The 18,706-nt window shown below is 75.1% G+C and carries 12 protein-coding genes; 3 read left to right on the top strand and 9 right to left on the bottom strand.

Annotation, left to right across the window (positions count from 1 at the left end; all coding sequences use genetic code 11):
- Positions 1-3: 3 nt before the first annotated feature.
- Entirely contained in the window at positions 4-1,344 is a 1,341-nt protein-coding gene (locus J5Y04_RS23760) for an ATP-binding protein (protein WP_209414137.1), read from the bottom strand.
- Between the two features lie 262 nt (positions 1,345-1,606).
- Between J5Y04_RS23760 and J5Y04_RS23755 the strand changes: the two genes are divergently transcribed.
- On the top strand, positions 1,607-3,073 hold the full coding sequence (locus tag J5Y04_RS23755; RefSeq protein WP_209414107.1) for a PspC domain-containing protein: 1,467 nt from the start codon (positions 1,607-1,609) through the stop codon (positions 3,071-3,073).
- Positions 3,070-3,294 carry a hypothetical protein gene (locus J5Y04_RS23750; protein ID WP_209414106.1) on the top strand — a complete coding sequence of 75 codons (225 nt, stop codon included), beginning with the start codon at positions 3,070-3,072 and terminating at the stop codon, positions 3,292-3,294. Before J5Y04_RS23755 ends, J5Y04_RS23750 begins: the two co-directional genes overlap by 4 nt.
- Positions 3,295-3,305: 11 nt before the next feature.
- Here J5Y04_RS23750 and J5Y04_RS43595 read toward each other — a convergent pair whose 3' ends face one another.
- The 7 genes from J5Y04_RS43595 to J5Y04_RS23715 all read right to left on the bottom strand — a co-directional run bounded on the left by J5Y04_RS43595 (position 3,306) and on the right by J5Y04_RS23715 (position 15,985).
- Entirely contained in the window at positions 3,306-4,397 is a 1,092-nt protein-coding gene (locus tag J5Y04_RS43595; RefSeq protein WP_209414105.1) for a ubiquinol-cytochrome c reductase iron-sulfur subunit, read from the bottom strand.
- 207 nt (positions 4,398-4,604) lie between these two features.
- Positions 4,605-6,200 carry a glutamine-hydrolyzing GMP synthase gene (gene guaA / locus J5Y04_RS23740; protein ID WP_209414104.1) on the bottom strand — a complete coding sequence of 532 codons (1,596 nt, stop codon included), beginning with the start codon at positions 6,198-6,200 and terminating at the stop codon, positions 4,605-4,607.
- Positions 6,201-7,400: 1,200 nt separating this feature from the next.
- Positions 7,401-8,966, bottom strand: a complete 1,566-nt coding sequence (locus tag J5Y04_RS23735; protein WP_209414103.1) for a hypothetical protein — start codon at positions 8,964-8,966, stop codon at positions 7,401-7,403.
- 395 nt (positions 8,967-9,361) lie between these two features.
- Positions 9,362-11,179, bottom strand: coding sequence for a GMC oxidoreductase (locus tag J5Y04_RS23730; protein WP_209414102.1), 1,818 nt, complete (start codon positions 11,177-11,179; stop codon positions 9,362-9,364).
- Positions 11,180-11,226: 47 nt separating this feature from the next.
- Positions 11,227-12,870, bottom strand: coding sequence for a succinic semialdehyde dehydrogenase (locus J5Y04_RS23725; RefSeq protein ID WP_209414101.1), 1,644 nt, complete (start codon positions 12,868-12,870; stop codon positions 11,227-11,229).
- A gap of 129 nt (positions 12,871-12,999) precedes the next feature.
- A complete protein-coding gene (locus J5Y04_RS23720; protein WP_307853261.1) occupies positions 13,000-14,742 on the bottom strand; it encodes a protein kinase in 1,743 nt (580 codons plus the stop codon).
- Between the two features lie 148 nt (positions 14,743-14,890).
- On the bottom strand, positions 14,891-15,985 hold the full coding sequence (locus J5Y04_RS23715) for a hypothetical protein (RefSeq protein ID WP_209414100.1): 1,095 nt from the start codon (positions 15,983-15,985) through the stop codon (positions 14,891-14,893).
- Between the two features lie 57 nt (positions 15,986-16,042).
- On the opposite strand from J5Y04_RS23715, the gene J5Y04_RS23710 reads away from it, so the two are divergent.
- Positions 16,043-16,588, top strand: coding sequence for an SHOCT domain-containing protein (locus tag J5Y04_RS23710; protein WP_209414099.1), 546 nt, complete (start codon positions 16,043-16,045; stop codon positions 16,586-16,588).
- A gap of 15 nt (positions 16,589-16,603) precedes the next feature.
- On the opposite strand, the gene J5Y04_RS23705 is transcribed toward J5Y04_RS23710, so the two are convergent.
- Entirely contained in the window at positions 16,604-18,616 is a 2,013-nt protein-coding gene (locus J5Y04_RS23705) for a serine/threonine-protein kinase (RefSeq protein ID WP_209414098.1), read from the bottom strand.
- Positions 18,617-18,706: the final 90 nt, after the last annotated feature.

Below are 18,706 nucleotides of genomic sequence, written 5' to 3'. Positions count from 1 at the left end.
GCCTCAGTCATTCGTTCTCTCCATCTCCAGCTCGACCTCGGTCCCGCCGTCCGGCGCCGGCCGCACCCGTGCGGTGCCGCCGTTGCGCTTCATCCGGCCGAGGATCGACTCGCGGACACCCATCCGGTCCTCGGGCACCGTGTCGGGGTCGAAGCCGGGACCGTGGTCGCGGACGAACACCATCACCGTCCTCCCCTCGACCTCGGCGTAGACCTGGACCGGTCCTCCGCCACCGTACTTGGCCGCGTTGACCGTCGCCTCCCTCGCGGCCTGCATCTGTGCCGCGATCCGCTCGTCCATCGGGCAGTCGCCGACGATCACCAGCTCGACCGGGACCCCGTGGCGGTCCTCGACCTCGGCGACCACGGCGCGCAGGCTCTCCGCCATGGTGTCCGGCGCCTCCTCGGCGGCCGCCTCCGGACGGTAGAGCCAGAGCCGCAGCTCGCGCTCCTGGGCCCGGGCGAGCCGCAGCACCTCCTTCGGGTCCTCGGCCCGGCGCTGGATCAGGGTCAGCGTGTGCAGCACCGAGTCGTGGACGTGCGCGGCGATCTCGGCGCGCTCCTGGGCGCGGATGCGGGCGGTCCGCTCGGCGCCGAGGTCCTGCCACATCCGGAGCGCGTACGGGCCGACCAGCACCAGCACGCCGGCCAGCACGGCGAGCGAGGCCTCGATCACCGAGCCGAGCGTGGAGCCGCTGCCCTGCATGGCGAGGAAGGCGATGGTGCCGGCCACCACCAGCAGCACGCCGCCGCCGACCCGGGTGTAGGCGCCGCGCCGCTTCTCGCCCTCCTCCAGGCCGAACCAGCGCTGCCAGCGCGAGTCGTCGGCCTGCCGCCAGACCAGCGCGACGCCGACGCCGATCGCCAGCAGCGGCCAGGTGTACGGCCGCGCGGTCTGCACGCCGAGTGCGTTCAGCAGGGCGATCAGGCCGATCACCACCATGACCAGCGCGGCGAGCTGCCCCAGGCCGCCCTGGCCCTTCGAGGCGGCCCGGACCTGCGCCGGCTCGGCGCCGGGCTCGGCGGCGGGCTCGCCCTGCAGCGCGTGCTGGAGCAGCTCCCGCAGCCGGCCGATCCAGCCGCGCCGCCCCTTGCTCAGCTCCGCGCCGGACGCGCCCGAGGCCTGCCAGGACCCGGCCGGTACGAAGGCCCCGTTGACGTACACCCAGTGCGCGCCGCCGCGCTGAGCGGGCTCGCCGATGCCTATCGGCACCACGAACCAGAACGCCGCGTACAGCAGCGCGCCGATGCCCTGGGCGAAGAAGAGCAGCACGAAGGCGCCCCGGACCCAGGCGACCGGGAGCCCCAGGTGCACCGCGAGCCCGTGCGCGACACCGCCGAGCATCCGGCCCTGCGGGCTCCGGTAGAGCCTGCGGTACGGCACCGGCCCGTCGCCGGGGACGGACGGATCGGCGCCCTGCGACGGCGGGGCGTCGGGGACGAGCGGACGGGGATCGGTACCAGGGGCTGCCACGCCACCGATGGTTCCACGCGGGCGGGCCCGGACGCATCAGGGTGGATCCCTGGCTGTTCTCAGGGACAAGTCAGGGTACGGACAGGGACCGCACCGGTTGGGCGGGCGCCCGGGAGCCACCAGGATGGTGGCCATGACCGAAGACCACCGCATCCAGGAGGCCGGGCCGAGCGCCCCGCCCGCACCGGACCGCCCTCCGCTGAACCGGACCGAGCACCACCGCGTGGTCGCCGGTGTCTGCGGCGGCCTGGGCCGGCACCTGGACATCGACCCGGTGGTCTTCCGCGTCGTGACGGTGGTGCTCTGCCTCTCCGGCGGCCTCGGCCTCTTCCTGTACGGACTGGCCTGGCTGGTCGTCCCGACCGAGCCGGTCGCGGACGGCAAGGGCGGCAGCCGGCCCGGCCGGACCGAGCTCCAGCGGGTGCTCACCGGCCGGGTGGACGGCCAGTCGGTCGGCGCGGTGCTGCTGACCGTGATCGGCACCGGCGTCTTCTTCGCCTCGATGGGCGACGGCGACCAGATGTTCCCGCTGATGCTGCTCGGCGGCCTGGTCTTCCTGGCCGTCCGGTACGACCCGGAGCGCCGCCACGGCCGGGAGCGCGGGCGCCGGCGCGGCCGCAACCGCCGCCACGGCCCGTACGACCGCTACTTCCCCGGGTCCGGGCCGGCCTCCGCCTACTCCTGGCCGCCGACCGACGAGCAGGCGCGGACCGGCGAGGACGAGCGGGCCCACGAGCGGCACGCCCGGGAGCGGGCGGCCGGCGCGGTGCCGGCCGACAGCCCGAGCGGCTACCTCTGGGACCCGCGCCACCCCGAGCGCAACCCGTACGGCGACACCGGCACCGCCCCGCACGGCTCCGCCGCCCCGCCGCCCGGCGGCCCGGCCCAGCCGTGGTGGCAGCGCGCTGACCTGCCGCAGGGCGACCCGCTGCGCAAGGGCGGCCCGGCCGTCCCGCCCCGGCCGCCGGTGGTGGTGCGCCACCACCACCGCGAGCACTCGCCGCTCGGTCTGATCGGGGTACTGCTGGCCGTCGGCGCGGCCAGCGCGGTCTGGGCCGCCGCCGAGGGGCACCACAGCGTCACCGTGGTGAGCTCGGCCGTGCTGGCGACCGCCCTGCTGGTCGTCGGCCTGACGCTGCTCGTCGGGGCGAAGTTCGGCCGGGCCCGCCGGCTGGTCGTGCCCGGGCTGCTGCTCACCCTGTCGCTCGCCTTCGTCGGCCACGCGCCGGACTCCATGCAGAACGCGGCCGGCGAACGCAGCTGGACCGTCGTCTCGGCGGACGACCTGAACGAGCGCTACACCCTCGGCGCGGGCGAGATCCGGCTGGACCTCGGCCGGCTGGACCCGGCGGGCGCCACCGTGGCGACCACGGTGCAGCTCGGCGCCGGTGAGCTGACCGTCACCCTGCCGTCGGACGTCACGGTCAACCTGACCACCCGGGTCCTGCTCGGCGACGTCAAGGCCCCGGGGGAACCGGTCTCCACCGAGAACGTCAGCCGCACGTACCAGTACCACCCGTTGAACGGTCACACATCCAAAGGCACGCTCGACCTGAAGCTGACGGTCGGGCTCGGCGACATCAAGGTGGTCCAGTCGTGAGGAAGCACCCGCTCGATCCCTTCTCGCTGATCGCGGGCGGGCTGTTCACCGTCATCGCGGTGCTCTACCTGGTGGCGGCGCTGAACGACATGTCGGTGAACGGCCGGATCGTCATCCCGGTGACCTTCATCGTGCTGGGCGTGGGCGGCCTGGCGGGGGCGGTCGCGGCGGTGGCCCGGCGCGGCCGCGCCGACGCGCCGGACCACGGCACCCTCGACTAGGACCCGCCCGCTCAGCTCTGCAGCGGCCCGAGGTTCAGCTTGTCGCCGTCCTTGGTGACGCCGTACTTGGGCAGCGGCTTGGTGGCCGGGCCGTTGACCACGGCGCCGGTGGCCGCGTCGAACCGGGAGCCGTGGCACGGGCAGTACAGCTGACCGTTCTTCGGCGCGTCGACGGCGCAGCCGGAGTGGGTGCAGACCGCCGAGAAGGCGCAGTACTGGCCGGCCTTCGGCTGGACGATGTAGACCGCGTCGCCGGTGGCCGGGTCCTTGACCTGGGCCGAGCCACCGACCGGGACGCTCGCGGCGGCCACCGAGACGGGCGGTCCGGCGGGCGTCTTCCCGGCTGCGGCCGGGGCGGCGGACGGGCCGAGCGCCTTCTTGTCCCGCCCGAACGTGGCGGTCAGCGATCCGGTGAGCAGCCCCGCGCCGCCGATCGCGACGGCCGCGATCCCGCCGTCCACCAGGGCCCGCCGCCGGGCGTGACCCTCCGCCAGCCCGCGCGCGCGTTCCCGGGCGGCCCGCCCGGCCAGGTAGCCGTCCAGCGAGAGGTACGGGGTGCCGGCCAGCAGCAGCGGGGTCCAGGCCATCAGGTAGGCGAGGTCGTTGCCGAGGTAGTACGGCGACACGTTCCAGCTGACGGTGAGCCAGAGGCTCAGGCTGATCAGTGCGCCGCCGAGGGCCGCCATCCGGCCCCAGAGGCCGAGCAGGGTGCCGAGGCCGACCGCCAGCTCGCCGAAGGCGACGGCGAGCGCGAACGGGGTCGGGTGGTCGAGCGCGGTGCCGAGCAGGAAGGAGATCGGGCTGGAGCCCTTGACCGCCCCGGTCTGCGAGACGAAGGAGGCCGGGTCACCCGCGCCCGCCAGGTAGTGCGCGTCGGAGAGCTTGTCGAGCGCCGCGTGGACGAAGGTGGCGCCGAGGAAGATCCGCAGCGGCAGCAGCGCGTACCGCGAGGCGGTCGCCTTGAGCCGCGCCGCCCGTCCGGCCCAGCCGTCCGCCCCCGCACCGGTCACCCCCGCACCGGTCGCCACGGAGCCGCCGACCACCGTGGGGCTGCCGGCCTCCTCGGGGCCGCCGGCCACCGTGGGGCTGCTGGCCTCCGTCATCCCTCACACCTTCCTTCACGGCCTGCCAACCGCCTGACAGGTCCGGTCGCATTCTGCACGCTTGTGAACGTTTTCGGTGGGAGGTCCCACCCGATGGGCCCCCGCCCACCGCGAACGGCCGCGCCGCCGCTCCCTGGTGTACGGGAACGACGGCGCGGCCGTTCAATACCGGATCAGGGCCGTTTCACGGCCGTCCGGCGGGAGTGGTCACTCCCACTCGATGGTGCCCGGCGGCTTGCTGGTGCAGTCCAGGACCACGCGGTTGACGTCCTTGACCTCGTTGGTGATCCGGGTCGAGATCTTCGCCAGCACCTCGTACGGCAGGCGCGACCAGTCGGCCGTCATGGCGTCCTCGGAGGAGACCGGGCGCAGCACGATCGGGTGGCCGTAGGTACGGCCGTCGCCCTGGACGCCGACGCTGCGGACGTCCGCCAGCAGCACGACCGGGCACTGCCAGATCTCGCGGTCCAGGCCGGCCGCGGTCAGCTCCTCGCGGGCGATCGCGTCGGCCTCGCGCAGCAGGTCCAGGCGCTCCTTGGTGACCTCGCCGACGATCCTGATGCCCAGGCCGGGGCCGGGGAACGGCTGGCGCTGGACGATCTCCTCCGGCAGGCCGAGCTCCTGGCCGACCATCCGGACCTCGTCCTTGAACAGCTTGCGCAGCGGCTCGACCAGCTCGAACTGGAGGTCCTCGGGCAGGCCGCCGACGTTGTGGTGGGACTTGATGTTGGCGGTGCCGGTACCGCCGCCGGACTCCACCACGTCCGGGTACAGGGTGCCCTGGACCAGGAACTCCACCGACTCGCCGTGCTCGCCGGCCTCGGCCACGATCTCGGCCTGGGCCTGCTCGAAGACCCGGATGAACTCACGGCCGATGATCTTGCGCTTCTCCTCGGGGTCGGAGACCCCGGCGAGCGCGTTCAGGAAGCGCTCCTGGGCGTCGACGACCTTCAGCTGCACGCCGGTGGCCGCGACGAAGTCCTTCTCGACCTGCTCGGTCTCGCCCTTGCGCATCAGGCCGTGGTCGACGTAGACGCAGGTCAGCTGCGAGCCGATGGCCTTGTTGACCAGGGCGGCCGCGACCGCGGAGTCCACGCCGCCGGAGAGGCCGCAGATGGCCCGCTTCGTCCCGACCTGGGCGCGGATCAGCGCGACCTGCTCGTCCACCACGTTGCCGGTGGTCCAGGTCGGCGCGATGCCGGCGCCGCGGTAGAGGAAGTGCTCCAGGATCTGCTGGCCGTGGTCGGAGTGCAGCACCTCGGGGTGGTACTGGACGCCGTAGAGCCGGGCCTCGTCGTTCTCGAAGGCCGCGACCGGCACCACGTCGGTGGAGGCGGTGACGGTGAAGCCCTCGGGGGCGGCCGAGCAGGCGTCGCCGTGCGACATCCAGACCGAGTGCTGCGCCGGGACGCCCTCGAACAGGGTCGAGCCGGTGCGGGAGACGGTCAGCGGGGTGCGGCCGTACTCGCGGGCGCCGCTGTTGTCGACGGTGCCGCCGAGCGTCTTGGCCATCAGCTGGAAGCCGTAGCACATGCCGAAGACCGGAACCCCGGCCTCGAAGATCGCGCGGTCGAGCTGCGGCGCACCCTCCTCGTAGACCGACGAGGGACCGCCGGAGAGGATGATCGCCTTCGGGTTCTTGGCGAGCATCTCGGCGACCGGCATGCTGCTCGGCACGATCTCGCTGTAGACCCGGGCCTCACGCACCCGGCGGGCGATGAGCTGGGCGTACTGGGCACCGAAGTCGACCACCAGGACGGTGTCGGTCTCAGGTACGGACTGGTCGGGAATAGCAGAGGACACGGACGGCCTTCCGGCAGCGGTACGAAAGGTGTCGCGCGCAGCACTTCCTCCGAAGGGCGGCGGCGGGCGACGAGCGGGGGTCTGGGGTCGAGTCTACCGGGCGGGTCGCTTTCACTCGTCTGCCCATCCAAGGGACCGTGACCGCACGGGCCGTCGGTTCGTTGCTTCTGACGACCGTACGACCGCGCCGCACCTGCCAGGTGCGCCGCCTCCGCCCCGGCCAGGGGCGCCGCCGTACGGACGTGCAGGACCACGCGTGGAGCTCGACCCAGTCCACCGGTGCGCGTGGCGCCGCCGCGGTCCCGGCCCCGCCGGGAGCGGTGCGCCGTGGGACCGTGCGCGGGTGCAGCGGCCGGACAGCAGGGGACAGCGACCCCGGCCGCGACTGGACCAAGGAGGTGGGGTGGCCGGCCCCCGGGGACGCCCGGAGGCCGGCCGCCGCACCCCGGCGCAACCCAGGCGCACATCGTTCACCGTCCCGCGCCGCTACGCGCGTCCCCGTGCGCTCCGGCCCGCACCACTACACACCGTGATCATCGACCCCGCCTCCCCGGACCTCCCGGCGGGCCGCCCGAGGACTCCCGGCAGACCTCCCCGGACCGGCCGGGCCGAAAATGGACTGTGCCGAATCATGCCGAATCGGTTGCAGAGCAAGCCCTCCGTCCAGCACGATGCTGCTTGGAAGAGGTTCTCCCGGTGGCCGAAGGTCCACTACGGAGGCCCGACCCGGTGCCGCCGAGACCCTTGGTGGCAACGATTGTCACCTCACGCTCCGTGAGCGAAGGCCCTGCGCAGCCATGTGCACCGGCCCGCCGCACCGTGAGCGTGCGCGCCCCGCGCGACCGGCACACCCACGCCGGCGCTGCGGCGGCTCCGTCCCAGAAGCCAACCGACAGGACGGCGCTCCTCCCCCGGCGCCGTCACCCAGCACCGGCGCAGCCCTGGCGCCGCGTGCTGAGCGACAAAGGGCCCCGTTCCCCCGCGGGGCCCTTTGCCCTGTCCGGCCCCGTGCGGCCCCTGTCCGGCCCCGTGCGGGCGCGCCCGGGCCCGCCCGACGGGCCTGCGCGCCGCTCCGCGCGGCCGTCCCGCGCCCCTCGCGCCGTCGCGGCGGGCGGGCGCCGGGTCCGCGCGAGGGGCGCGGGCCGTCAGGGCCCGTGCCCCCGGCTCGCGCCACGACTGCTCGCGCCACGGCTGCTTGCGCTAGGGCTGCTTGCGCCAGACGTCCGGGTCGACGGCCTCCCCGCCGGCTTCCGGTGCGGCGGGGCCGGGCGATGGCGGCGCCTCGTGCGAGCCGATCACCTCACCGACTCCCGCCGCCTGGCGCCGGCCCGGGCTCTGGCCCTGGCCCTGGTCTGGGCCCTGCCCCTGCCCCTGGCCCGGCACGAACACGCCGACGTCCTGGACCACGCCCGGGTGCACCGCGCCGTCGTACGGACCGCTCTGCGCCGGCACCGCGCCGGGCCGGCCGGCGGCCCGGCCGCCGCGGATGGCCGCCAGCAGCGGCGGCACGGCCAGCGCGCCCACCGCCGCCCAGACCACGTTGGCCGCCAGCTGGCTCCCGAAGAGCAGGCTGACCGAGAAGTCGTCGGCGCCGCCCTTGCGCCCGCTCAACGAGCCGCTGCCCGAGGTCGCCACGAAACCGGCGACCGCCATCAGCAGGGTGAGCCCGGCCGCGTACACGACGGCGAGCCGGATCCGGTCGGCGGCGTCGAGCCCGCGCCGGTGGGCCGTCCAGCCGAGGTAGGCCGCCGCGGCCAGGGCGAGCAGCAGGGTCCACCGCCAGTCGGCGGTCTCGCCGTGGAGGTCGAAGACCGAGAACTCGTCGCCCGGGCCCCCGGAGCCGTAGCCCGGCCCGTCCTCGTAGTAGCCGTCGTAGCGGCCGGCGCCGGCGCCCGCCCGGAGGGTCGCCCCCGACCCCAGACCGAGCAGGGTCAGCCCGATGTTCGGCAGGAAGGCCACCGCGGTGCCGGTCGCCCAGCCCTCGTCCTGCACCGCGATCAGCACGAACCCGACCAGCGCGGCGAGCCCCGTCGACACCGCCGCCGCCCGGCCCGCGGCCAGCCCGGCCACCGCCCAGCCGCGCACGGCGCGGTTGCGCCAGGCCGCCCAGCGCAGCGCGTCCGTCCCGTACACCGTGAAGGCGAGCAGCCCGGCCAGCAGGGCGCTCCAGCCGACCGCCTCCAGCCAGCCCGAGTCCGAGCCGTACTGCACGTCCCCGTAGTAACTCCCGAAGCCCGACCCGCGGGCGCCCGACGGGCTCCAGTCGGCACCGCCCACCAGGCCGACCAGCAGCGTCGCGCCGGCCGTGACCAGGGCGGTGCGGACGGCCTCGCCGGCCGCCTGCGCCCGGGTCTGCTGCTCACCGGTGCGGGCCTGGCGGAGGCGGACGCCGGCCCGCAGGCCGAGCCAGAGCGCGAGCAGCCACAAGGCGGTGACCGTCATCGGCACCGTCCGCACCAGGATCGACGGGCCGTCCTCCCCCCGGAACACGCGACCGGTGAGGCCCAGCTTGAACGGCGCGCCGAGGGCGGCCAGCGCCATCGCCAGAGCGGTGCCGAACCGATCGCCGTACCCGGGCGAGTCGTAGCGGTAGCCGAGGTCGTAGTCGCCGGGGACCGCCGCGATCAGCGCGGCCAGCAGCAGCACCGCGACCGGCGCGACCACCGCCTTGAGCGCCGGGCGCCAGTCCTCGCCGGTGAGCCACCGCAGTGCGGCGGGCTGCGCGGCGGCCGGGTCGTAGGGCCGGCCGGTGCCCCAACTGCCCACCGCCGGCGGGACGGCCGGCGGCGCGTACCCGGGCGCCGGCTGAGCGGGCGGGACGGGCGCCGGATGGCCGGACGGGGTCGGCGGGACGGGCGCCGCCGGAGGCGGGTACCCCGGCGCGGACGGCGGCGCCGGGGGCACGACGGGCGGGGCGGATGGTGCCGCGGAGGGCGCGGGCGGCGCCGTGGCGGGCGGGGGCGGCGCCATCGGCCGTCCGCAGGAGGCGCAGCCGAGCGCCCCCTCCGCCGAAGCCGCGCCGCACGATGCGCAGATGGCCATGGACCGTGATCCCCCCCGTGAGAACAAGCCCCTGGTCCCCCAGGGAGCCTGTTTATCCCACCGTGCGCGGACCGCTGTCAACCGGCTGCGGCGCGTCGTCGGCCGGCCCCGGCGAGGGGTCAGGAAGCTTGCGCACCACGCTTCTTCGGCACCTCGGGGACGGCCAGCAACGGCAGCCGCAGCGCCCCGAAGGCCTCCTTCGGCACCACCGGGCGCACCGGCGCCACCGGCTCCACCCGCCGGTACGCCTCGCCCGGGGCCGGGCGCCGGTCGTCCTCGCCCTTGTTCGGCCACATCGACATGGCCCGCTCGGCCTGCGCGGTGATCGTCAGCGAGGGGTTCACCCCGAGGTTGGCGGAGACCGCCGAACCGTCCACCACGCTGATCCCGGGGTGGCCGTAGAGCCGGTGGTACGGGTCGACCACGCCGGTCTCGGCGGAGTCGCCGATCGGGCAGCCGCCGAGGAAGTGGGCGGTCATCGGGATGTCGAAGATCTCGCCGACCGCGCTGCCCGCGAAGCCGTTGATCTCCTCGGCCAGCGCCTGGGCGCCCTTCTCGGCGGCGGGGATCCAGGTCGGGTTGGGCGCGCCGTGGCCCTGGGTGGAGGTCAGCTGGCCCTTGCCGAGACCCTTCTTCTTCAGCGAGACGGTGATCGAGTTGTCCAGCGACTGCATCACCAGGCCGATGATCGTCTTCTCGGACCAGCGGTGCTTGTTCATCGAGCGGGCGAAGGTCACCGGGTGGCGCACGGTCGTCCCCGCGTAGCGCAGCCAGCGCGGCACCTGACCGCCGCCCTTCACCTGTGCGATCGACAGCGCGCCCATGGCGTTGGAGCCCTTGCCGTAGCGCACCGGCTCGATGTGGGTGTTCTCGTCCGGGTGGATCGAGGAGGTGATCGCGACGCCCTTGGTGAAGTCCGCCTTCGCGCCGTACCGCCGGTCGGTGGTCTGCGCACCGACCAGCGCCTCGGAGTTGGTCCGGGTCAGCTCGCCGAGCCGGGCGGAGATGCCGGGCAGGTGGCCGCCGTCGCGCATCCGGTGCAGGAGCGACTGGGTGCCGTAGGTGCCGGCCGCGACCACCACCCGGGCGGCGGTGATGGTCCGCGCCCCCGCCTTCACGGGGTCGGTGGTGGAGCGGGAGTCGGTCCGGCGGACGTCCACCTTGAAGCCCTGGTTCCCGTCGGCGTCGGCGTACTCGCGGATCCGGGCCACCGTGGTGAGCGGGTGGATCTCGGCGCCGGCGCGCTCGGCCAGGTAGAGGTAGTTCTCGGTGAGCATGTTCTTGGCGCCGTGCCGGCAGCCGGTCATGCACTCGCCGCACTCCACGCAGGCCCGCCGCGCGGGGCCGGCGCCGCCGAAGTACGGGTCCGCGATCTCGTCGCCGGGCGCCGCCTTCGCCGCGCCGTCGGAGTCCTTGCCGTCGCCGAAGAAGACCCCGACCGGCGCCATGTGGAAGGTGTCCCCGACGCCCATCTTCTCGGCGGCCGCCTTCAGGTGGACGTCGGAGGGGGTGACGGTCGGGTTGATCCGGACGCCCAGCATCCGCTGCGCCTGGTCGTAGAACGGCGCCAGCTCCTCCTGCCAGTCGGTGATGTGGGCCCACTGGCGGTCCTCGAAGAACGGCTTCGGCGGCACGTACAGGGTGTTGGCGTAGTTCAGCGAGCCGCCGCCGACCCCGGCGCCGGCCAGGATCAGCACGTTGGCCAGCAGGTGGATCCGCTGGATGCCGTACATGCCGAGCTTGGGCGCCCACAGGTAGTTGGCGAGGTCCCAGGAGTTCTTGGGCAGTTCGTCGCGCTCGAAGCGCCGCCCGGCCTCCAGGACGGCGACCCGGTAGCCCTTCTCGGTCAGCCGCAGCGCGGAGACCGAACCACCGAAGCCCGAGCCGATCACGACCACGTCGTAGTCGAACCCGGTCTCGTTGCGGGACCCCACCATGTGCCAGTGCTCCTTCGGGAGAGTTGTGAACCGACGGCCGGACCGGCCTACTTGAACCGCAGCGCCTTCAGCACCCGCAGCCCGCCGGTGAACACCGCGGCGAACTGCCTGTCGTCCAGCCCGAACGAGGGCGCGAGCGGCATCAGCCGCTGGCCGGCGATGGTCTGCGCCTCGGTGAACCGCAGGATGCCCTCGGAGCCGTGCCGCCGGCCGAGCCCGGAGTCGCCCATGCCGCCCATCGGCGCGGCGACCGAGCCGTACGCCGCGGCGTAGGCCTCGTTGATGTTCACCGTGCCGGTGCGCAGCCGGGCCGCGACCGCCCGGCCGCGCCGCAGGTCCTTCGTCCAGACGCTGGAGTTGAGCCCGTACGGGGTGGAGTTGGCGGCGGCCACCGCCTCGTCCTCGGTGTCGAAGCGGTAGACCGAGACCACCGGACCGAAGGTCTCCTCGGTGCAGACCGCCATCTCGGGGGTGACGCCGTCCAGGATGGTCGGCTCGTGGAAGAACGGGCCGAGGTCCGGCCGGGGCCGGCCGCCGGCCACCACGGTGGCACCCGCCTTGACCGCCTCCTCGACGTGCCGGGTGGTGGCGTCCAACTGCCGGACGGAGACCAGCGAGCCCATGTCGGCGCCGTACGCGAGGCCACCGCCGAGGCGCAGCGCGCGGGTGCGCTCGGCGAACCTCGCCAGGAACTCCTCCGCCACCGAGCGGTGGACCAGCAGTCGTTCGATCGAGATGCAGAGCTGCCCGGCCGAGGAGAAGCAGGCGCGGACGGCGCCCTCGGCGGCCCGGTCGAGGTCGGCGTCGGCCAGCACCAGCATGGCGTTCTTGCCGCCGAGTTCGAGCGAGGCGCCGACCAGCCGGGCGGCGGCGCGCTGGGCGACCTCGCGGCCGGTGCGGGTGGAGCCCGTGAACGAGACGTAGTCGGCGCCGTCGACCACGGCCGGGCCGATCACCGGGCCGTCGCCGATCACGATCTGCCAGAGGTCGGCCGGCAGTCCTGCCTCGACGAGCAGTTCGCGGGCCCAGAGCGCGGTCAGCGCGGTCTGCGTGTCCGGCTTGTTGACCACGGCGTTGCCGGCCACGAAGGCGGGCAGCGCGTCGCCGATGCACAGCTCCAGCGGGTAGTTCCACGGCGAGATGTGCCCGACCACGCCCTTGGGCCGGCGGGCCTCGATCGTCCGGGTGAGCAGCGGCAGGGCGCCGGCGCGGTGCTTGTCGCGCAGGTAGCCGTGTGCGGCGCGGCCGTAGTGCCGGGCGGCCCCGGCCACGGCCATCACCTCCTCGAAGGCGTGCAGCCGGGCCTTGCCGGTCTCGGCCTGGATCAGGTCGAGCACCTCGTCCTGGCGCCTGAGCAGCAGGTCGTGGAAGCGCAGCAGGACGGCGGCGCGCCGGCGTACCGGCAGCGCGGCCCAGGCCGGCTGGGCGCGGCGGGCCAGCTCGTAGGCGACCTCGACGTCGGCCGGGGTGGACCGCGGCAGGGCGGCCAACCGCTCGCCGGTCAGCGGGGCGACGGTCTCCACCAGGCTGGGCTCGCCGGTCGCGGTGATCCCGCCGGCGAGACGGGCGACCAGCGACGACGGGACGGCCGCGGCGACCGTGCGGCCGCCCCCGGGGGCGGCGGGGTTGCGGTCCGCGGCCCCTGCACCGGGGTGCCGGAGGGCCGTGGAATCTGCTGTGAGGTCCGTCATACGGCGCAGCCTAGGCGCTCGGCGGCCGGTTCGGTACCCGTGGGTAACAAGAAACTGCCCGCGCCGCGGGGCTGTCGGGCCGCCGGGCCGGCCGGGCCCGGCCGCTCGGGAGCCCGGCGGGTCAGCGGGTCAGCGGGTCGGGGTGAAGTGGTTGAGCACCGTGGTGAACCGCCGCTCGCCCTCCGGCCAGTCCTTGTCCGTGTCGGGGCAGGACAGGTAGACGGCGTAGCCGGTCCCGTCGTCGTCGATGAACTCCGCCTCGATCGCCCGCCGACGGCCGCCCTCCTTGGCCGCGTAGCTGAACTCCCAGACCGCCGCGTCGTGGCCGTTCACCGCGACGCTGGTCAGCTTGTGCTGGCGGTACTCCTTCAGCTTGGAGACGGTGCTCTCCATCTGCCGCATGTGCTCCAGCGGCTTGACCGACTGGCCGACGGTGACGGCGAACTGGAGGTAGTGCGACTTGTTGTCCGGGCTGTAGAAGATCTGGTTGGCGGTGTCGGTGCTGCGCTGCCAGGGCGGGGTGGCCACCGGCAGCGGGAAGCGGAAGCCCGCCGGGTCGTCCACCCAGCGGAAGCCCGTGGGCGCGGGATCGGGTTCGCCGGACCCGGTGGGCTGCGGCACGCCGGTGACGGTCGGGGACGGGTCGGCGACCGGGGTGTCGGTGTGCCGGGTGGCCAGGAGGGTCACCCCTGCGGCCGCTACGGCGACGGTCAGCCCGATCGCGGCGAGCCGCAGCGCGTTGCGGCGTCCGGTCGGCCGGCGCGCGGGCGCGACGGGGTGCACCACCGGCGTGGTCGGCCCGGTGGGCGCCCCAACGGAGGGGGACGCGCCGGGTCCCGCGGCGGCGGGCGCGGTGTCCGTGACGGTGGCCGGCGGCGTGGGCTGACCGGCCGTGGTCTCGGGTTCGGCGGCGGGCGCCGGTACGGACGGCTCCTCGGTCCGGTCCACCACCGGCACCGACTGGGTCGGCGTCTTGACCGGTGCGACGGGCTTGAAGCCCATGGTGTGCCCGGCCTGCACCTCGGCCAGCATCCGGGCCGCCTCGTCCGCGGAGGGCCGGTCGGCCGGGTCCTTGGCCATCAGCGCGGCCAGTACCGGCCCTAGTGCCCCGGCCCGGCGCGGCTCCGGCAGGGGATCACCGACCACCGCGGCCAGCGTGGTCAGCGGCGACGTCCGGCGGAACGGCGACTCGCCCTCGACCGCCGCGTACAGCGTCGCCCCGAGGCCCCACAGGTCGGAGGCCGGGCCGGGGCGGTCGCCCTGGGCGCGCTCCGGCGCCAGGTAGTCCGGCGAGCCGACCAGGTCGCCCGGCCGGGTCAGCTCGGTCGAGCCCTCGTACGTCGCGATGCCGAAGTCCAGCAGCACCACCCGCCCGGTGCCGCGCTCCAGCAGCACGTTGGCCGGCTTCACGTCCCGGTGCAGCACGCCCAGCTGGTGGCCCCGGTGCAGCGCGGCCAGCACCTGGCCGCCCACCTCGGCGGCGGCGCGCGGCTGGAGCGTGCCGTCCTGGCTGATCACGTCGGCCAGCGACCGGCCGTCGACCAGCTCCATCACGATCCACGGCCGGCCGTCCTGCTCCAGGACGTCGTGCACGGTGATCACGCCGGGGTGCTTGATCCGGGCGGCCGCGCTGGCCTCCCGTTTCATCCGGGCGTGCAGGATCTGCAGCTCCTCCTCCGGGAGGTGGCTGACGGTCAGCTCCTTGACCGCGACCTCGCGGTCCAGCATCCGGTCCCAGGCCCGCCAGACCGTGCCCATGCCGCCGCGGCCCAGCCGGTCGCCCAGCTCGTAGCGTCCGGCCAGCAGCCGCTCCGCCTCGGCCGCCTCCGGCCGGTCCTGCACGCCCATCGGCGACCGCTCCCCCTCTTCCACCTGCCGTCACCTCGACGGGAGGGCCCGTGCAGACCACTTATCGAACAGATCTGACGCACACATTAGGCGCACCGGCCGCACCCCGGTAATCTCCCCCGCCCACCCGGTCGTCCACACGGGCCCGGCGGACACCGTCAGCCTGCGAACATCAGCCCGCGAACACGACGACGGCCGCCACCCCGAGCAACAGCAGCAGGAAGACCCCGCCCACCAGTACCGGTCCGAGCAGCGCCGGCGGTATCAACGGCCGCCGGCCCGGCTCCGGCCCCGCCTCCGCCGTCACCGGCTCCACGGGCGGCCCGCCCCGGCCGCGCCGCCGCGGCGTCAACGGCACCAGCGGGCCGTCCGGCCGCAGCGCGAGGGCCCGCGCCGCCCGCTCCTCGTCGGCCGGCTCCGGCGCACCCGCCAGCAGGTCCGCCAGCTCCTGCCGGACGCCCACCGCGGTCGGCCGCAGCGTCGGGTCGGGCTGGAGCAGCCGCTCCACCACCGGCGCCAGCGGCCCGCACACCGACGACGGCTCCCGCCGGCCGTCCCGCACCGCCGTGACCAGCTCCGGCACGCCGCGGTCCGGGAACGGCGAACGGCCGGTCACCAGCCGCTGCACCAGCACGCCCAGCGCCCAGCAGTCGCCCGCCGGGCCGCCGTCCAGCGGCCAGCGCTCCGCCACCGGGCCGACCAGCGTGGCCCGCACGTCGTAGCGGCGGCGCCCGCCGGGCCCGCCCAGCTCCTCGGCCAGCGCCTCCTCGGCCACCCCGGGCAGCAGGCCGCCCAGCAGCGCCGCGCCGTCCTCGCAGACCAGCACCGACTCGGCGGTCACATTGCCGTGCGCGAGCCCCGCCTCGTGCAGCGCCCGCAGCGCGCCGGCCAGGTCGGCCGCCAACTCGGCCGCCCGGTACGGCGGAACCGGCCCGGCCGCGAGCAGGTCGGCCAGCGACACCCCGGCCGGCCGCTCCTCGACCGTCCAGAGCAGCTCGCCCTCGACGAACGCCCCGGCCCCCTGCAGCAGCCTGGGGTGCGTGGGCGCCGTCGAACCGGCCGCCGCCACCCGGCGGACCAGCCGCTCGCCCTGCTCCGGCACCACCTCGTCCGGATCGTGACCGCCCGTCAGCACCGCCGGCAGCTCCAGGCCGCGCAGCAGGACCGCGCCCCCGGTCACCTCGTCCACCGCGAAGGCGCGCAGCTCCTCCGGACGGTCCGTCAGCCGGTAACGCCCCGCCAGCACCTGAACCGGACCCGCTCGCATGCGTGTTCCTCTCGCTCGCGCCCCAGCCTAGTTGGCCGCCGGTCTACGCTCGATCACATGGACTGGACCGATCTGATCGACGCGGCCTTCGACGTGGCCGGCAACAGCAACAGTGACACCCGGGCCGCGGCCCTGCGCACCGTGGAGGCGAACGTGGCGCCCGACGAGAGGCCGGTCGCCTCCACCGCGGGGCGCCACCCCGACCATTTCCGCAAGGGCGTACTGGTCCTCACCACGCACCGGCTGCTCTTCCTGAAGGACGGGAAGCCGCCCGTCCCGGTTCCGCTCTCCGCGGTGACCGACGCGACCGTCAGCAGGTCCCGGCTCAACGGCGAGGTGCTGCTGGTGGTCGCCCTGACCGGCTCGCACCGGTTCGAGGACGTGGTCAAGGCCGAGGTGTTCGCCGAGCAGCTCAAGGCCGCCGCCCGGCTGGCCCGGACCGCCGCACAGGAGCTGCCCGCCGCGCCGGCCGCCGCACCCGCCGCACCCGCCGCACCCGCCGCCGAGCTGCTGGACCAGCTGGAGCGCCTCGCCGCCCTCCACACCGCCGGGGCGCTCACCGCCGAGGAGTTCAGCCGCGCCAAGCAGCGCCTGATCGGCTGAGCCGGCCGCGAGCGGCTACGGCGCGGGCTGGAAGGAGTCGAAGGCGACCTGACGGGCCTGGGTGTTCGCCGGCGCGTTCCAGTCCGCGTCCGGGGTGGTCCAGTAGATCGCGTAGCCGTACTTGGCGGGCGTGCCGGTGACGAAACCCCGGTTGAGCGAGTGCATCCGGGGGTTGCCGTTGGTCCACTCCCAGTCGGCGGCGTTGGTCCACTCGCGGTAGGCGACGGTCTGGAGCTGGACCCGCTGGTAGTTGGAGACCTGGCCGCGCAGCCCGGGCTCGGACTCCTGCCAGTCGGCGACGGCGCTCGCGCCGGGGGTGGTGGTCCATTCGATCTTCAGGGTGCTGCCGTTGCCCTTGAACGTCCGGCGGGTCGCCTCCGAGCCGGCCGGCTGGAGCCAGTCCGGCAGCACGACCGAGAAGCCGGACGGGTCCTTGTACTCGTGGTGGCCGGCGGGCACGGCCGGGCCGGCCGCTGCGGTGGGGGACGGCGGGGCGGCCGACGGGGTGCCCGGTGCGGCGGAGGTCTGCACCGGGGCCGGCGCCCCGGTGGACGCCGCCGGGGTGCCGGACGCCGCCTGACTCGCCGGGCCGCCCGCCGGCGCCGTGGCGGCCGACGAGGCGGACGTGGGCGAGGTGGCCGACGAGGGCGAGGTGGCCGAGGTGGGCTTGTCCGTCGGGGACGTGGTGACCGCCACCGCCGGGGCGGTGCCGCCCGCGCCCTTGGTCGACCGGTCGTCCGAGCCGCCGACGGCCTGGAGCACCGCGACCACCCCGGCGATCAGCACCAGGACCAGCACCACGGTGACCACGGCCAGCCGCCGCCGGCCCGTGCGCGGGTCGGCCCCGGCCGCCTGGGTCGCGCCCAGGGTCCACTCGCTGGTGACCGGCCGGATCGGCTCGGTCGCCGGCGCGCCGGCCGCGGGCTTCTCCGCAGTCCCGGCACCGCCCTTCTCGTCACCGGTGGCCGCGGTGGCGCCGGTTTCCCCGGCCTCCCCGGCGGCCTCGGCGTCCTTGGCCCGGCTGCCGACCCGGACGGTACCGAGCAGCCCGCCGACCGGCCGCTTCACGGCGGGCTTCGCGGCGGCCGGCTTCTCCGCCGCCACGGCGGCCCCGTCCCCGGTCTCCGGCGCGCCCTTGTCCTGCGCCGCCGGCTTCACCGGCATCGCGTGCTCGGTGGTCGACTCCGCCCGCGCGGTGGCCTCGGCCACCACCCGCTTCAGCATCGACCGGGTCTGCGAGGCGTCCAGCCGCTCGACCGGGTCCTTCTCCAGCAGCCCCTCGATCACCGGCCGCAGCGGCCCGGCGTTCAGCGGCGCGCCGAGCTCCTCGGTCATCACCGCCGTCAGGGTGGCCAGCGCCGAGCCCCGGTCGTACGGCGGCCGGCCCTCGACCATCGCGTACAGCGTGCCGCCCAGCGACCAGAGGTCGGCCGGCGGACCGGGCTTCTGCCCGCGGGCCCGCTCCGGGGATATGTACGAGGGCGCGCCGACCAGCATCCCGGTGGAGGTCACCGAGGCGTCCCCCTCCACGCTGGCGATGCCGAAGTCGGTGAGCACGACCCGGCCGTCCTCGCCGATCAGCACGTTGGACGGCTTCACGTCGCGGTGCAGGATGCCGAGCGCGTGCGCGGCGACCAGCACGCCCAGCACGTCGAGCGCGATCTCGGCGGCCCGGGCGGGCGCGAGCGGCCCGTCCTCCTTGATCACGTCCGCCAGCGAGCGGGACTCGACCAGCTCCATGACGATCCACGGCCGGTCGTCCTCCTCGACCACGTCGAAGACGGTGACCGCCGAGTTGTGCCGGATCCGGGCCGTCGCCTTGGCCTCGCGCAGCGTGCGGACGATCAGCCGGTGCTTCTCGTCCTCGTCGACGCTGCCGTGCATCCGCAGTTCCTTGACCGCGACGATCCGGCCCAGCATCTCGTCATGGGCGCGCCAGACGGTGCCCATGCCGCCGCGCCCGAGCACCGCGTCCAGCCGGTAGCGTCCGGCCAGAAGGCGGCCGGTGGAACCCTGCGCCTCGGTCATTCGGAACGTTCCCCCATGTGGTGCTGGCCGGTCGAGGTGACAGCGCGTCGGCCCGACGCCGGGCCCGAACGCCAAGCCTCCATCATCCCC

The sequence above is a fragment of the Kitasatospora sp. RG8 genome (assembly GCF_017813315.1).
Taxonomy (GTDB): Bacteria; Actinomycetota; Actinomycetes; order Streptomycetales; family Streptomycetaceae; genus Kitasatospora.
The sequence above is the reverse complement of the archived record's forward strand: the minus strand, read 5'-3'. Positions and strand labels throughout refer to the sequence as shown.

Bases quoted from the DNA above. Each gene is read 5' to 3' on its own strand.
- J5Y04_RS23705 (WP_209414098.1), bottom strand. From the start codon at position 18,616: ATGACCGAGGCGCAGGGTTCCACCGGCCGCCTTCTGGCCGGACGCTAC.
- J5Y04_RS23725 (WP_209414101.1), bottom strand. From the start codon at position 12,870: ATGACGGACCTCACAGCAGATTCCACGGCCCTCCGGCACCCCGGTGCA.
- J5Y04_RS23755 (WP_209414107.1), top strand. From the start codon at position 1,607: ATGACCGAAGACCACCGCATCCAGGAGGCCGGGCCGAGCGCCCCGCCC.
- J5Y04_RS23710 (WP_209414099.1), top strand. From the start codon at position 16,043: ATGGACTGGACCGATCTGATCGACGCGGCCTTCGACGTGGCCGGCAAC.
- J5Y04_RS23730 (WP_209414102.1), bottom strand. From the start codon at position 11,179: ATGGTGGGGTCCCGCAACGAGACCGGGTTCGACTACGACGTGGTCGTG.
- J5Y04_RS43595 (WP_209414105.1), bottom strand. From the start codon at position 4,397: ATGACGGAGGCCAGCAGCCCCACGGTGGCCGGCGGCCCCGAGGAGGCC.
- J5Y04_RS23760 (WP_209414137.1), bottom strand. From the start codon at position 1,344: ATGCTCGGCGGTGTCGCGCACGGGCTCGCGGTGCACCTGGGGCTCCCG.
- J5Y04_RS23715 (WP_209414100.1), bottom strand. From the start codon at position 15,985: ATGCGAGCGGGTCCGGTTCAGGTGCTGGCGGGGCGTTACCGGCTGACG.